Below are 15,479 nucleotides of genomic sequence, written 5' to 3' on the forward strand. Positions count from 1 at the left end.
CATGAACACAACATCTGTCGATAACGCCGCGCTCCTGACGACGATCGATCGCGTGGCGACGGCTTTCAGCCGGCTCAGAGGCATCAAGGAAGGTCTCGTCAGCGGAAGCGCCACCTCCGGGATACAGTTCGACGAGTGGGACTGGGAAGTCGGCGTCGGCCTTTACGGATTCTTGCGACGCGCGATTTCCACCAACGATCAGAAAGCGCTGCAGGAGCTCGTCGCCTGGTATGCCGGCCAGATCGAACGCGGCCTGCCGCCGCGCCAGATCAACAGCACGGCGCCGATGCTGCCGCTGGCAATCCTTGTCCAGCATGTCGACCGACCCGATTTCCGCGCGCTCGTCGAGGACTGGGCCGAATGGCTCGTCAAGGAATTGCCGAAGACGGAGGAGGGCGGCTTCCAGCACGTCGTCAAGGAACGCCTCAACGACGGTGAATTGTGGGACGACACGCTGTTCATGGCCTGCCTGTTCCTCGCCAGGGCCGGCGTGCTCTGCGAGCGCAGCGACTGGGTCGACGAGGCCGTCTATCAGTTCGTGATCCACACCCGCTATCTCTCCGATCCGGTCAGCGGGCTCTGGTATCACGGCTGGACCTTCAACGGCCGGCACAATTTCGCCAATGCCTTCTGGGCGCGCGGCAATGCCTGGATCACCGTCGCCATTCCAGAACTCTTCGATCTCGTTCCGACCCTTGGCGAGAAGGACCGGCGTTTCCTTTCGAATGTTCTCGTCAGCCAGGTTCGCTCGCTGAAGGCATATCAGCGGCCGGACGGGATGTTCACGACCCTTCTGGACGATCCGTCCTCGCCGCTCGAAACCTCGGCCACGGCTGGCATCGCCTACGGCATGTTGCGCGCCATCGATGCCGGCATTCTGGACGAGAGCGACAGGCCCCATGCGGAACGGGCGCTCAAGGCCGTGCTGGCGCAGATCGACGAGGAGGGCGTCGTCCACGGCGTTTCGGACGGCACGCCGATGGGGCACGACCTCGATTTCTACCGGCGCATCCCGAACCTGCCGACGCCTTACGGCCAGGCACTGACCATGCTGCTGCTGACGGAAGTCTTTCTCGAAGGCGGTCAGCGTCAATGACTTCAGCTTCCCTCGTTTCGATCGAGGCGCTCGACGGCGACCATACCCAGCGCCTGCAGGCGGCGATCGACGATCTCTCGGCTTCCGGCGGCGGACGCCTGGAGCTCCTGGCGGGCATCCACATCTGCCGGGGGCTCCGGTTGCGCTCGGGCGTTGATCTGCATCTGACCGCGGGCGCGATCCTGCTGCCGGTTCCGGACTACGCGGCCTATGCGCATACGACTGTTTCGGTGATCGCCGAGAAGTCGGACCGCGGCATGATCGTCGCCAAGGGCGCGCGGCGGATCGGCCTGACGGGTCCGGGGCGGATTGAAGCCGGCTGCGAGAGCTTCATCATCGGGGATGACGAGACGGTGGGGACCTTTATCCCGGCGGAATTCCGTCCCCGCGTCGTCGTCTTCGAGGGCTGCGACGAAGTCGAGATCAGCGCGTTGCATATCAGCCGCTCGCCAATGTGGACGCTGCATGTCGTCGACTGCACCGATGTCGCGGTCCGCAACGTCACCATCGACAACGACCGTCGCCTTCCCAATACGGATGGTATCGTGCTCGATGCCTGCCGCGGCGCCGTGATCGAGGATTGCACGATATCGACGGCCGATGACGGCATATGTCTGAAGACAAGCATCGGCCCGCAGGGTGTCGCCATCGGGCGATGCGAGAATATTGTTATCCGCCGCTGCTCCGTTCAGAGCCTCAGCTGCGCGCTGAAGATCGGCACGGAAACGCATGGCGATGTCACCAATGTCGTCTTCGAGGATTGCAGCGTTTCATCTTCCAACCGGGCGCTCGGTATCTTCTCACGCGACGGCGGCCGGATCTCGAACGTCAGGTTTTCGCGGATTGCCGTGGAGTGCCGCGAAACGCTCGACGGCTTCTGGGGCTCGGGAGAGGCGCTGACCGTCAATGTCGTCGACCGTGTCGCTGAACGCCCGGCAGGCGCCATCGAAAACCTCATTGTCGAGGACATTACCGGGCGCATGGAAGGGGCGATCACCGTCATTTCGGCTTCGCCCGCCGGCATCCGCAATGCATCGCTGGCGCGCATCGGCATAGACCAGCGGCCCGGCGAACTGGGCACCGCGCAGTCCTACGACCTGCGTCCGACAAACGCGGACCTTGCGCCGAAGGCGGACGGCGGCGGCCGCGCCAATGCCTGGACGCGCGGGGCGGACGGGCGGGTGATCGGCCTGCAGGACTATCCGGGCGGAATGCCCGCCGTCTACGTGGCTGATATCACCGGGATATTGATGAACGAGGTGCGGATCACCAGACCGACACCGCTGCCGCAAGGCTGGAACGCAATCGACGTCGTCTTCGAGACGGCGGCACCCGATGGGAGTGGGGCATGGCAGAACTGAAACTTTCCACCGTCAACAAGTCGTATGGCTCCGTCAAAGTGCTGCATGACGTCGAACTCGATATCAAGGACGGCGAATTCGTCGTCTTCGTCGGTCCGTCGGGATGCGGCAAGTCGACCCTGCTGCGCGTCATCGCAGGCCTGGAAGAGGTCACGTCGGGCGGAATTGCGATCGGCGGCCGCGACGTCAGCGCCCTTTCTCCGGCCGAGCGCAAGATCGCCATGGTCTTCCAGTCCTACGCGCTCTATCCGCATATGAGCGTTCGCAAAAACCTCGCTTTCGGCCTTGAAAATCTGAAGTTCAAGCGCGCCGAGATCGAGGCGCGGATTGCCGAAGCCGCCCGGATGCTGGCGATCGAACCCTATCTCGACCGGCGCCCGAAGCAGCTTTCCGGCGGTCAGCGCCAGCGCGTGGCGATCGGCCGGGCGATCGTGCGCGAACCGGATATCTTCCTCTTCGACGAGCCGCTGTCCAATCTCGACGCGGCGCTGCGCGTCCAGACCCGTGCAGAGATCACCAAGCTCCATCGCGAGATCAAGACGACGATGATCTATGTCACGCACGACCAGGTCGAGGCGATGACGATGGCCGACAAGATCGTCGTGCTGCGCGCCGGGCGGGTCGAGCAGGTCGGTGCACCGCTCGAACTCTTCGACCACCCGCGCAATCTCTTCGTCGCCGGCTTCCTCGGCTCGCCGCGCATGAACATCATCAAGGGCAAGGTGTCGGGCATCGGCGAGAGCGGTGTGGCCATCGATGTGGCGGGCGGCGGTAACATCATCAGCGACGTCGATCCCAAGGGCATTGCTGTCGGGCAGGATGTGCTTGCCGGCATAAGGCCCGCGCATTTCTCCCGCTCCAGCGAAAAGGGCCTGCCGTTCATCGTCCAGTATCACGAAGGCCTCGGCACCGAGACTTATGTCTACGGCAATCTTGCCGGCCAGGAGGAGCAGATCATCATCCATGAGGCCGGCCACTTCGCGCCTGTTCAGGGCGACCGGATCATGATCGATGCCGATCCGGCACGCGTTCATCTGTTCGATCCCGAAAGCGGCCTGGCCTTTGCCCGCCGATCAGGGCAGGGGAGGCGCTGACCATGGCTGCTGCTGGTGCATTGCTCGCGCAGGCGGGCGACATGGCAATGAGAGTGGTCGAGGCTCCGATGAATGTGGTCGAGCGCATCTTCGGGCGCAAGCGCATGCCCTGGCTGTTCCTGGCGCCGAACCTCGTTCTGTTCGCCATCTTCACATTCCTTCCGATCGCGATTGCGGTCGGTTACGCCTTTACCGGCGGCACCAATCTTTTCGTCTCGGAGCGGCCCTTCGTCGGCTTCGACAATTTCCGTGCCCTGCTTTCCTGCGGCAATTATCTGCAGCCGGGAACCTGCCAGGAATCGCTGTTCTGGACGGCGGTGTGGAATACGCTCTGGTTCGTCGCATTGAACGTCACCGCCACTTTGCTGGTGGCGCTGATCACGGCGCTGATCCTCAACCGGGCGATCTTTGCGCGCGGCTTCTTCCGGGCGATGTTCTTCTATCCGGTCCTGCTGTCGCCTGTTGTTATCGGCCTGATCTGGAAATGGTTCCTCGATCGCAACGGCCTGCTGAACGCCTTCTTTCAGATGATTGGCGTGCCGCCTGAGATTTTCCTGCTGGATGTCGGCTGGTCGCGTTTCTTCGTCGTCGTGGTGTCGGTCTGGTTCCATATGGGCTTTTACACCCTCATCCTGCTCGCCGGCCTCCAGGCGATTCCGAAGGAACTCTACGAGGCCGCCTCCATCGACGCCGCTTCGCCGCGCCGCACCTTGTTCAGGATCACGCTGCCGCTGCTTGCACCGAACCTGCTCGTCGTCTTCATCCTTTTGATGATCAAATCCGTGCAGATCTTCGACGAGGCCTGGGTTCTGACGAATGGCGGCGGCCCCGGTACGGCCAACAGCTTCATCGTCCAATATATCTACCAGATGGCCTTCAGCAGCGATCTCCGTCTCTTCGGCCTAGCCTCGGCCGCCTCGGTTCTGATGGGATTGGTGCTTCTGGTTCTCACCCTCATACAACTGCGCCTCGGCAAGCGAATGGAGTCCTGAGATGAACAGCTCTATGAACCCGATTCGCTTCATGACGCGTACACGCCGGGCCGGACGCATCGACATCACCGATATTCTGTCATGGGTCTGGTTGATCGGCGGAACGCTGGCGGTGCTCGTTCCCGTCGTCTGGGCCGGCCTCTCCTCACTGAAGCCGGCGGCCGAAATCACCCGCTTTCCGCCGACGCTGCTTCCACGCGCCGCCGTGGAACAGACCGTGCCCGGCTTCGACAAGCCGCTCAGCCTCTGGCAGGTCACCGTCGACGGTCAACAGCGCGAAATGGCCATGGTGCGGCGCATCGGCCTCAAGGCCCAGATGGTCGATCCGGCAAATCCGGGACAGCCGGTCAGCGTCGACGTCAAGGGGATCACGCCGGTCCAGCATCTGACCGTGGCCACCGAGAATTACACCGACCCGCTGACGCGCTTCAGCTTCCTGACCTTCCTGAAGAATTCGGTGTTCGTCACCGTGGTCGCGACGCTGCTGACGCTTGTTGTCAATGCCATGGCCGCCTTTGCGCTGTCGAAATATAAATTTCGCGGCGACACGACGGTTTTCGTCATCATCATCTCGACCCTGATGATCCCGCTCGCCGTCGTCATGGTGCCGGCCTATCTCGTCATCGTCGGGGTCGGGCTTGCCGACAATCTCTGGGGCGTCATCCTGCCGACGATCGCCTCTCCGACCGCCGTCTTCCTGCTGCGGCAATATATGCTGACCATACCGGACGAACTGATCGAGGCGGCGCGCGTCGATGCGGCAAGCGAATTCTGCATCTTCTGGCGCATCATCCTGCCGCTGACGGCGCCGGCGCTTGCAGTGTTGGCGATCTTTTCGGTGCTCTGGCGCTGGAACGACTTCCTCTGGCCGCTCATCGTCCTCAACAGTCGCGAGAATTTCACCCTGCAGGTCGGCCTCAACGCCTTCCAGGGAGAGTTCTCGGTGCAGTGGCACTATATCCTGGCGATGACCTTCCTCAGCCTGCTGCCCGTCACCGTCGTCTTCCTGTTCCTGCAGAAATACATCACCACCGGCATTGCAGGTACAGGGATGAAGTGATGAATTCTAACGCGTCGTCCGTTCTGGGCTGAGTGCTTCCAATGTCGTCGCGCCTGCTGATTGCGCACCGCACCTGATCCTGCGGTGCGATTCAGTCCTTTTTAGCGACCGACACGCATTCTTGCGTGCCCCGGCACGAGGGGATGCAGAGTTGGAAGCACGGACTGGACTGCCCGGGTCTCACAAAACGGTTTCGAAGAGTGGGATCAAGGCCGCGCCAATCGCGCCTGGGGCATCGATGATCTCCGCCACTGCAAGCTGCGGAACGTCGCGCACTGCGCCGTGGCGAGGCAGATTGTTGAATTCGGTCCGCTCGATAAGCTTTCTCGCAAGGGAATGCGGAAGCTCGCCGCCAAGGACGATGAGGGCCGGATCGAAGATCGCGCAGATCGCATTGATGGCGCGGTTGTGGGCAGGCATGACCCGGTCGACCCACTCCTCGACGCCGTCCCAACCCACCAGTTCTTCGTTCTTCAGGTCGTTCAGGGTCAGGCCCGGGCGCCCTTTGGCGCGAAGATGTTCGAGCAACTGGTTGAGTGCGGGACGGTCGTCATAGTCCTCACGCCCGAAGAGAACGGAGAATTCGCCGGCATTGCCGAAACTGCCGCGAAACGGCATGCCTCCGGAAACCAGGCCGCCACCGTAGCCGTGAAGATGAGCAATATAGGCGAAATCCGCAACGTCGCGACCAACGCCGAAGATCGCTTCCGCCAAAGCTGCGGTCCTGGCGACATTGTCCGCCCAGACCGGCAAGGCAAGTTGCTTCCCGAGCAAAGGTGCCAGGTCGATCAGTGACCAATGGGCAAGTGGCAGCGGACAATTGAAGGCCGTTTCCAGCATTCGGTGGCCGGCGACCGCCAGACCGACGCCGAGGATGTCGCGCCGCTTGGCGCCCCGGCGGGCCAGAATGTCTTCGACCGCCGCTTCGATCCGTTCCAATTCCACCGACAGCGAGGCGCCTGCCTGCCGGATTTCCATATTCTCCAGAGGCTCGCCGAAACCCATGAGACAAAGGCCGATCGAGCCGACGTTGACGGCGATTCCGAGCGTCAGACACCAGTCTTTTCGAAGGGTCAGCTCCGGGCTGGGTGGACCGGCGCGCCGGGCTTCGGCATGCGAAAAGACGATCATTCCTCGCTCATGAAGCCGCGCGACGATCCTGTGCAGGGATTGCTGGGTGAGGTCGAGCGGCTCGGTCAGGTCGGAGCGCTCGATCCCTGGGGATTTCCAGATCAGCCGCAAGAGATCCCGCTCGTTGCGGGACGCCACCCGGGCCGGTTGTGCATCGCGCAAAAAATGCGTGGCAACATGTTCTAGCGGATCATACTTCATTTGCAGATCGTTTTGATTTACACTGTGAGTGTGAAGCACATTGAAGGGGCATGTTGCTTCTGTCAAATGAGGGGATTCGGTCCCTCGTTTGCCGAGCTTGCTTACCTCATCAAGATTGGCCAAGCCAGCCGAGGTGAGCGCATTTCAGGGACTCGAAGAGCGGGTCCGTGCGTTTGGAGGAACCATTCGCCATCACCGCAAGCCTGAGCGAGATGGAACGTTCGGCCATGCGGGAGGCGGATGCTGAAAGGGAGGATCGAGCTGCATGAGGTACGAGAACACGGCGCGCGCTCCTGAGCGCGAGGATTATGAGTTCGCACCGACGCATCAAGGCCACGACTTTGAGTCGATGGTTAAGACATTGTCGACCGGTTATGGGGTTTTTGCCGCACAGCCGCTAGGCAACGATCGAAACTTCCGCTGGGCGGCGGACTTGAGAAGAGGCGATGGGTTTACGGTCCTTCACTCCGTCTTTCGAAGTTCCTGGACAGTCCGAACGCTCAATGAGACGCCCCAACACCTTGCCTTCTACCTGCCGCAGACCGGGTCCTTTCGAGTGTCCATCGGGAAAAGGGCGGTTGAAAGTGGAGCGGGTTATCTCCTTATGGCCAACAACCATGAGGCCGGCGATCGCTTCGTCCAGGGCCCGCACACTTCGGATGTCCTCTTCCTCGACTGGAATATCGTAAAGCGTGTGCTCATTTCACTTGCGGAAACGCCGCTTTCCGAGTCGCTCAACCTTGAGCCCATCCTGGATCTTTCGACACAGTCGGGCCAGCTTATCGGCAACCTGGTGCAGACGATCGTGCAGGGCATGCGCAACAGCGGTCCGCTTCTGTCTTCCCCTCTCGCCATGGCGACGATGAGTGAAACGCTCGCTCATCTTGTCATCCGATTTGGCCACCACCGCCTGTCCGGCCATCTGGAGAAAAAGAAAGTGTCGTTGGTTGCGCCTTGGCATGTCCGGCGTGCCATCGACTATATGCATGCCAATATCGCAGAGCCTCTCACCATGACGATGGTTGCGGACGATGTCGGCGTTTCACTTCGCGCGCTGCAGACGGGTTTCAAGGCCTTCAGAGGAACCTCGCCGGCTGGTTACCTGCGTACGATCCGGCTCCAGGCAGCCCGTGAGCAACTGCGGGATCCAACGAACCAGCGATCCGTCCGCGAAATCTGCGCGATATGGGGCTTCGCACATGCGGGCAGGTTCTCCATCATCTATCGCAGCACCTTCGGCGAAAGCCCGCGCGATACGCGCCTACGGGCAGAGCGCTTGCGTTAGCTCGGGCTTCGAGCCTTTCGGGGTTCTGCCGCTTTCCGACAGGTTTTAACGCGGGGGCGCGATGCTGCCGCGCAGGACGAGGTGGCATCCGAGCTCCAGGCGATGGGCCGGCCGCTGCGGGTCGTTGGCGATCAGCCTTTGTTCGATGAGCGCCAAGGCGGCAGCGCCGAGCTTGTCGGTGGGCACGCTGACCGTTGAAAGAGGCGGGCGGCTGAACTCGCCGGGGACGATATCGTCGAAGCCCAGCACGGAGATCGCTTCGGGCACGCGTATGTCGCGATCGGCCAATGCCTTCAGGCAGCCGAGCGCCAGATTATCGGCGGCGCAGAAAACGGCGGTGGCGCCGTTCATCGTCGGATCGCGATCGAGCAGCGCGTTGATGGCAGCCTCACCGTGACGAGGCTCGTATCCTTCGGCCTCGACGATCATGCCTTCGGGCACGGGAAGCTGCGCGGCGAAATAGGCATCGGAAAAGCCGTCATATCGGCGCTGGATCGTCGTGCGGCCCTTCCAGGTCAGGTGCAGGATGCGGCGATGTCCGAGTGCCAGCAGGTGCTCGATGCCAAGCCGCGCCCCGAAGCGGTTTTCCGGTGTCACCGTATCGACCAGCATGGCCGGATCCTCGCCGTTGACGATGACGACGGGCATATCGGGGGAGGAGAGGCTGCGGATGAGCTCCGGCTGATCGTCGTTCAGGACGACGATGCCGTCGGCGCGTTCCGAAAGCGCGATCTGTTTGACCTCAGCGCCGTCGATGCGCCGGCCGGTGCTGACGAAAGGCACGATCCGGATGCCGCGACGCTCGCATTCTTTCCTCAGACCGTTGAGGATAGTCCAGCTCACCAGATTGAGGTCGCTCTCCGGCGCCGCATCGCCGGGAATGGCAAGAAGCAGGACACGCAGTGCCGCGATCGTCGCCTTCTTCCTGCGGCGGTCGAGATAGCCCAAGCGTTTGGCCGAATCCAGGACCCTTTCGCGCACTTCGACCGTCAGCGGCGCGGTTCCGTTCAGCGCGTGCGAGGCTGTGCTCAGCGATACATCAGCGTCGCGCGCGACATCCTTGAGATTGACTTTGCGTTCCACTTTATTCCGTCGCAAATTGAGGTCATGCTTTTAAAGGCACAAGCTAACTCAATGTTTTCACATAAAGACTTCAGAAAAGCTACGTGCTGCGTGGCCGATTTTTCCGCTTTCGGTGAAAACCGGTCGCAACGCTACCGCAAACGGGCGATGAATCGCGGGTGCCCGGCGCTATTGCCGATCACAGAGGCTTGGCGAGCAGGCCGTTGAACAGCAGGTCGATATAGGTCCGCAGGAAGGCCTCCTTATTGGGAGTGGGCACGCGGCGGTCGTCGAAGATCAGCCGCAGAACCGTCGTCGTCAGGATGGGCGCGACCACGATGTCGGAGAATTCCACCGGAATTGGACGAAACTCGCCCGAGGCCACGCCCTCCAGGATGAGGGCGTCGATATTGGCGATAACAGGCGCAATGAACTGATCGTGGTGACGATCGATAAGGTCGGGGAAACGCTGCCCCTCCGAAATGACCAGCCGTGTCAATTCCCGCGTCGCGCGGTCCTCGGGAATTTGCTCGTAGAAGAGACGGAGAATGGAAATCAGCCTGTCCGTAGCGCTGCCGCTCAGCCGATCGGCGATTGCGACCAGTTCCTCAAAGGGCACGGAGAAGTGGTTGATCATGGCTTCGAAAAGCTTTTCCTTGGTTTCGAAGTAGACGTAGACCGTGCCTTTGGTGACGCCGACCCTGTCGGCGATATCTTCGACGCGTGTTCCGGAAAAGCCGCATTTGACGAATTCCTCGAAGGCGGCATCCAGAATTTGGATGGGCCGCAGCGCCTTCTGTTCCGCGCGTGTGAGCTTCTTCTGAGCTGCCATTTCCTGCCTCCCCCATTGTTGCGTGCGCCTCGTCCCTGCGACGCAAAGTTTCATTGACTAATTCGTCAGTCAATTATATAGCAGCTGCCGTTGAGAGCAAGAGGTCAACTATGAGAACCACTCTGATCGCTTCCGCGATCGTATGCGCCATCGGTCTCGGATCATGCAGCGATTCGAGCGGGCCGACCGAACCCGTCCCGCGGCAGGTCGGCGTCGTCGTGGCCAAGTCCGAGCCGCTGGCCCAGGGCGGCGCGCTCACCGGAGAAGTCAGGGCCCGCATCCAGACCGACCTGTCCTTCCGTGTCAGCGGCAAGATCGTCGAGCGACTGGTGGAGGTCGGGCAGTCCGTGAAGGCTGGGCAGGTCCTGGCGCGCATCGATCCGGAAGAGCAGAAAGCCGACCTGGACGTGGCGGCCGCCAATCTTCAGTCGGCGCAAGCGCAGCAAACCCAGGCACAGCTCGCATTCGACCGGCAACAGAGCCTGTTTCGAACGCAAGTGACGACGCGTGCTGCACTCGATCAGGCGCAGGAAGCGCTTTTGACGGCGCAGGCATCGGCGAAATCGGCACAGGCGCTATTGGAAACCGCTCAGGATACCCTCTCTTACACCGAGCTGAAGGCGGACGCCGATGGGGTGATCACCGCCCGCAACGCCGAGGTCGGGCAGGTGGCGCAGGCGGCCCAGGTCGTCTTCACCCTTGCCCATGACGGCGACCGGGACGCCGTCTTCGAAGTGGTCGAAAGCGCCTTTCTGCGCCCGATTGAGGGCGACGGCACCGTGACTCTCCTGTCGGACCCTTCGCAGAAGATCACCGCCAGGGTTCGCGAGATTTCGCCGACGATCGATTCTTCCACCGGCACGATCAAGGTCAAGGTTGCGCTCTCGAGCGACGCTCCCATTCCGCTGGGTGCTCCTGTCGTCGGACGCTTCAATTACGTCGCGCAGGACGTCATCCAGCTGCCCTGGTCGGCAATGACCTCCAAGGACGGCAAGCCGGCCGTCTGGATCGTCGACCCCGCATCGTCGGCGGTTTCGGCGAGGGCGGTTGATGTTGCCGGTTACGAGACCGGCAGCTTCATCGTCAAATCGGGTGTCTCGGCAGGCGACACCGTGGTGACCGACGGAACCAAGTTCCTCAGGCCCGGTGAAATCGTGTCTTATGTCAAGGAAGCTTCCAAGTGAGTATTCGTCTCAAGATCGTCGCACTGATGGTGGGCACGGCCCTCATTTCCTCTTGCGCGCCGAAGGAAGAAAAGAGTGGGGAGGAGGCGCCTCGTCCGGTGCTGTCGATCACCGTCAAGCAGACGCCCGCATCGAGCCTCAGCCTGACCGGCACGATCGAGCCGACGATCGAGACTGAACTCGGCTTCCGGATTCTCGGACGGATGATCGCCCGCAACGTCAATGTCGGCGATGTCGTCAAGAAGGATGACGTCGTGGCGGCCATCGATCCGCTGGCGCTGGAGCTTGCCGTGCGCAACGCCCAGTCCGACGTTGAGAATAGCGACGCGCAGTTGAGAAACGCGGTGACCACTGAGCAGCGCCAGCGCGCGCTACTGGAGTCGCGCTCCGGCACCGAGGCCGCGCTTGAGGAGGCCGAGCAGGCGAGACGCACGGCCGCGGCTGCCGTCGCCAAGGCGCAGGCCAATCTCGACAAGGCCAAGGAGCAGCTCGGCTATGCCCAACTTCGGGCGGAATTCGACGGGGTGGTGACGGCGACCTCGGCCGAGGTCGGGCAGGTCGTCTCGGCCGGCCAGACCGTCGTCACCATTGCGCGGCCGGACAAGCGCGACGCGGTGGTCGACGTGCCGCAGGGCGCCGCCCAGAAACTGAAGATCGGCGCGCCCTTCGAGGTAACGCTGCAGCTAGATCCGACGATCCGCACATCCGGCGTTGTGCGGGAGATTGCGCCGGAGGCGGAGACGGCGACGCGGACGAGCCGGACCAAGATCGCGCTCAGCGATCCGCCTGAGGCCTTCCGGCTTGGCTCCGTCATCACAGCCTCGGCCACCATCGCCGCCGATCCTGAGATCGTGCTGCCGTCTTCGGCAATCCTTGCCGCCACCGACGGCCCGAGCGTCTGGATCGTCGACGTGCCGGGCAAGAAAGTCTCGCGCCGCCGCGTGAAGATCGACGGCGATGTCGTCGATGGCGGCACTATCCGCGTCACCGAAGGGCTTGCCCCCGGAGACAGGGTGGTCGTGGCCGGCGTGCATAAACTTGAAGATGGCCAGGCCATCAGGATCGACCAGGAGATCAGCCAGTGAAGTCCTTCAATCTCTCCGACTGGGCGCTCGAACACCGTTCGCTCGTCTGGTACTTCATGATCGTCTTCATTCTCGCCGGCGCCTTCTCCTACCTGAATCTCGGCCGCGAGGAAGACCCGAACTTCACGATCAAAACGATGGTGATCACCGCGCAGTGGCCCGGCGCTTCGGCCGATGAGGTGACGCGGCAGGTGACCGACCGGATCGAGAAGAAGCTCCAGGAACTGGAATCGCTCGATTATACCAAGAGCGAAACCGTTGCCGGCCAGACCACCGTCTTCGTCGAACTGCTGCCGACCACCAAGGCAAGGGATGTCGCGCCGACCTGGCTGCGCATCCGCAACATGATCGCTGACATCAAGGGCGATTTCCCGACCGGCGTCGTCGGTCCCTTCTTCAACGATCGCTTTGGCGACGTGTTCGGAAACATCTACGCCTTCACCAGTGACGGGCTGACCCAGCGCCAGCTTCGCGATCTGGTGGAAGACGCGCGCTCCGAGGTTCTGACCGTGCCGAATGTCGGCAAGGTCGACGTGGTCGGTGCGCAGGACGAGGCGATCTATCTCGAATTCTCCACCCGCCAGATCGCAGCCCTCGGCATCGATCAGCAGTCGGTCATCCAGACCCTGCAGGCGCAGAATGCCGTGACGCAGTCCGGTTTCGTCTATGCCGGGCCGGAGCGAATTGCCTTGCGGGTGAGCGGACAGTTCACCTCCGAGGAAAGCCTGCGATCGATCAACCTTCGCATCAACGACCGCTTCTTCCCGCTGACCGATGTCGCTACGATCAAGCGCGGCTATGTCGACCCGCCCTCGGCGCTGTTCCGGTTCGACGGCCAGCCGGCGATCGGGCTTGCGATCGGCATGAAGCAGGGCGCCAACCTGCTGCAGTTCGGCGAGGCGCTCGATGCGCAGATGAAACGCGTCGTCGCCGATCTTCCGATCGGTGTGGACGTCCACCGTGTTTCCGACCAGCCGCATGTCGTCGATGAAGCGGTTTCCGGGTTTACCCGCGCGCTCTTCGAAGCGATCGTCATCGTGCTCGTCATCAGCTTCATCAGCCTCGGCCTTCGCGCCGGCATGGTGGTGGCGATCTCCATACCTCTCGTGCTGGCGATCACCTTCGTGGTGATGGAATATTCCGGCATTTCGCTGCAGCGCATCTCGCTCGGCGCGCTCATCATCGCACTCGGGCTGCTCGTCGACGACGCCATGATCGCCGTCGAGATGATGGTGGCCCGTTTGGAGGCGGGCGACGATCTGAGGAAGGCGGCAACCTACGTCTATACGTCCACCGCCTTTCCGATGCTGACGGGAACGCTCGTCACCGTCGCCGGCTTCATTCCCGTCGGTCTCAACAACAGCGCCGCCGGCGAATTCACCTACACGCTTTTCGTGGTCATCGCGGTTTCGCTGGTCGTTTCCTGGATCGTGGCGGTGCTGTTCACGCCGCTTCTCGGCGTCACCATCCTGCCGAAGACCATGAAATCGCACCATGAGAAGAAGGGCCGCTTTGCCGCCGTCTTCTCCTGGCTCCTCGGGCTGGCGATGCGCTGGCGCTGGATCACCATCATCCTGACGGTCGGCGTCTTCGGTCTCTCGATCGGCGGCATGGGACTGGTGCAGCAGCAGTTCTTCCCCAATTCCGACAGGCCCGAGCTGATCATCGACTGGAACCTGCCGCACAACAGTTCGATTGCCGAGACCAACAGGCAGATGGCGAGGTTCGAGAAGGAGATGCTGGCCGGTAACAAGGATATCGACCACTGGACGACCTATGTCGGCCAGGGCGCCCCGCGCTTTATCCTTTCCTTCGACGTGCAGACGCCCGACGTTTCGTTCGGACAGACGGTGATCGTCACCACGGGCCTCGACGTGCGCGATAAGGTGCGGGCGGAACTGCAGGACTATCTGACGAAAACCTTCCCGGGCACCGACGCTTTCGTAAAGCTTCTCGATATCGGCCCGCCTGTGGGAAAACCGGTCCAGTACCGGATCAGCGGCCCCGATATTCAGAAGGTCCGGGATGTCTCGCAGCAATTCGCCGGCGTCGTCGGCACGCATCCGCTGCTGTCGAACATGGTGCTGGACTGGAACGAGCCCTCCCGCGTGGTCAAGGTCGACGTGCTACAGGACAAGGCGCGCCAGCTCGGCGTCTCCTCCGAGGATATCGCCACTGCCCTCAACGGCATCGTCGAAGGCTCGACCGCCACACAGATCCGCGACGACATCTATCTGGTCAACGTCATCGGCCGCGCCAGGGCCTCCGAGCGCGACTCCATCCAGACGCTTGAGAATCTGCAGCTCTCGACCTCCAACGGCAAGGTCGTGCCGCTCTCGGCGGTCGCGAATTTCCGTTACGAACTCGAGCAACCGACGATCTGGCGTCGTGACCGACAACCGACCATCACCCTCAAGGCGGCGGTCATCGGTTCGACGCAGCCGGCGACGATCGTCGACCAGCTGAAGCCGAAGGTTGAGGCGTTCCAGAAGAACCTGCCTGTGGGATACAAGGTGGAAGTGGGCGGGGCGGTCGAATCCAGTGCCGAGGCCCAGGGGCCGATCGCGGCGGTGGCTCCGCTGATGCTGTTCATCATGGCGACGATCCTGATGATCCAGCTGCAGAGCTTCAGCCGCCTCTTCCTGGTCTTCGCGGTCGCCCCGACGGCGCTGATCGGCGTGGTGGCCGCGCTCCTGCTGAGCAATGCCCCTATGGGCTTCGTGGCGATCCTCGGCGTGCTGGCGCTGATCGGCATCCTGATCCGCAACTCGGTCATCCTGGTCGTGCAGATCGAGCATCTGCGCGCCGAAGGGGTCGCGGCCTGGCAGGCGGTCATCGAGGCGACCGAGCACCGCATGCGGCCGATCATGCTGACCGCTGCGGCGGCCACCCTCGCGCTGATCCCGATCTCGCGCGAGATCTTCTGGGGGCCGATGGCCTATGCCATGATGGGCGGTATCGTTGTGGGAACCGCGCTCACCCTGCTGTTCCTGCCGGCGCTCTACGTCGCCTGGTTCAGGATCCCGAGAGATGAAGCCGTCAAGGCCGATGTCCCGGCAGAGGCATGAACGAGGTTCGTCAGCTATCGCAGCGGCC

The 15,479-nt window shown here is 62.3% G+C and carries 12 protein-coding genes; 9 read left to right on the top strand and 3 right to left on the bottom strand.

Going from position 1 to position 15,479, the window contains the following annotated elements; translation table 11 throughout:
- The first annotated feature begins 1 nt into the window (after position 1).
- The 5 genes from FHX14_RS18270 to FHX14_RS18290 are packed head-to-tail and all read left to right on the top strand — an operon-like array spanning position 2 to position 5,603.
- A complete protein-coding gene (locus tag FHX14_RS18270) occupies positions 2 to 1,096 on the top strand; it encodes a glycoside hydrolase family 88 protein (RefSeq protein WP_184378000.1) in 1,095 nt (364 codons plus the stop codon).
- Positions 1,093 to 2,457, top strand: coding sequence for a glycoside hydrolase family 28 protein (locus tag FHX14_RS18275; RefSeq protein WP_184378001.1), 1,365 nt, complete (start codon positions 1,093 to 1,095; stop codon positions 2,455 to 2,457). Before FHX14_RS18270 ends, FHX14_RS18275 begins: the two co-directional genes overlap by 4 nt.
- Positions 2,445 to 3,551, top strand: a complete 1,107-nt coding sequence (gene ugpC / locus FHX14_RS18280) for a sn-glycerol-3-phosphate ABC transporter ATP-binding protein UgpC (RefSeq protein ID WP_184378002.1) — start codon at positions 2,445 to 2,447, stop codon at positions 3,549 to 3,551. The genes FHX14_RS18275 and ugpC overlap by 13 nt, the downstream gene beginning before the upstream one ends.
- A 2-nt stretch (positions 3,552 to 3,553) precedes the next feature.
- Positions 3,554 to 4,543 (top strand): sugar ABC transporter permease, encoded by a 990-nt coding sequence (locus tag FHX14_RS18285; RefSeq protein ID WP_184378003.1) that lies wholly within the window; start codon positions 3,554 to 3,556, stop codon positions 4,541 to 4,543.
- Between the two features lie 13 nt (positions 4,544 to 4,556).
- The gene (locus FHX14_RS18290; protein ID WP_184378159.1) at positions 4,557 to 5,603 is read left to right on the top strand and encodes a carbohydrate ABC transporter permease; all 1,047 of its coding nucleotides are present in this window, start codon (positions 4,557 to 4,559) and stop codon (positions 5,601 to 5,603) included.
- Between the two features lie 180 nt (positions 5,604 to 5,783).
- Here FHX14_RS18290 and FHX14_RS18295 read toward each other — a convergent pair whose 3' ends face one another.
- On the bottom strand, positions 5,784 to 6,935 hold the full coding sequence (locus FHX14_RS18295; RefSeq protein WP_184378004.1) for an ROK family transcriptional regulator: 1,152 nt from the start codon (positions 6,933 to 6,935) through the stop codon (positions 5,784 to 5,786).
- A 265-nt stretch (positions 6,936 to 7,200) separates the two neighbouring features.
- Here FHX14_RS18295 and FHX14_RS18300 point away from each other — a divergent pair, with 265 nt between their 5' ends.
- Positions 7,201 to 8,220, top strand: a complete 1,020-nt coding sequence (locus FHX14_RS18300; protein WP_003591238.1) for a helix-turn-helix domain-containing protein — start codon at positions 7,201 to 7,203, stop codon at positions 8,218 to 8,220.
- A gap of 45 nt (positions 8,221 to 8,265) precedes the next feature.
- On the opposite strand, the gene FHX14_RS18305 is transcribed toward FHX14_RS18300, so the two are convergent.
- Together FHX14_RS18305 and FHX14_RS18310 are read right to left on the bottom strand one after the other, a co-directional pair.
- Complete coding sequence (locus FHX14_RS18305; protein ID WP_184378005.1) at positions 8,266 to 9,303, bottom strand: LacI family DNA-binding transcriptional regulator; 1,038 nt, start codon at positions 9,301 to 9,303, stop codon at positions 8,266 to 8,268.
- A 178-nt stretch (positions 9,304 to 9,481) separates the two neighbouring features.
- A complete protein-coding gene (locus FHX14_RS18310) occupies positions 9,482 to 10,114 on the bottom strand; it encodes a TetR/AcrR family transcriptional regulator (protein WP_184378006.1) in 633 nt (210 codons plus the stop codon).
- A 110-nt stretch (positions 10,115 to 10,224) separates the two neighbouring features.
- Here FHX14_RS18310 and FHX14_RS18315 point away from each other — a divergent pair, with 110 nt between their 5' ends.
- Genes FHX14_RS18315 through FHX14_RS18325 form a run of 3 tightly spaced genes read left to right on the top strand, consistent with a single transcriptional unit; the run spans position 10,225 to position 15,451 of the window.
- A complete protein-coding gene (locus tag FHX14_RS18315) occupies positions 10,225 to 11,298 on the top strand; it encodes an efflux RND transporter periplasmic adaptor subunit (RefSeq protein ID WP_184378007.1) in 1,074 nt (357 codons plus the stop codon).
- On the top strand, positions 11,295 to 12,383 hold the full coding sequence (locus FHX14_RS18320) for an efflux RND transporter periplasmic adaptor subunit (protein WP_184378008.1): 1,089 nt from the start codon (positions 11,295 to 11,297) through the stop codon (positions 12,381 to 12,383). Before FHX14_RS18315 ends, FHX14_RS18320 begins: the two co-directional genes overlap by 4 nt.
- The gene (locus FHX14_RS18325) at positions 12,380 to 15,451 is read left to right on the top strand and encodes an efflux RND transporter permease subunit (RefSeq protein WP_184378009.1); all 3,072 of its coding nucleotides are present in this window, start codon (positions 12,380 to 12,382) and stop codon (positions 15,449 to 15,451) included. The genes FHX14_RS18320 and FHX14_RS18325 overlap by 4 nt, the downstream gene beginning before the upstream one ends.
- The last annotated feature ends 28 nt before the right edge of the window (positions 15,452 to 15,479 follow it).

It is taken from the genome of Rhizobium sp. BK619 (assembly GCF_014195245.1).
Classification (GTDB): Bacteria; Pseudomonadota; Alphaproteobacteria; order Rhizobiales; family Rhizobiaceae; genus Rhizobium; species Rhizobium acidisoli.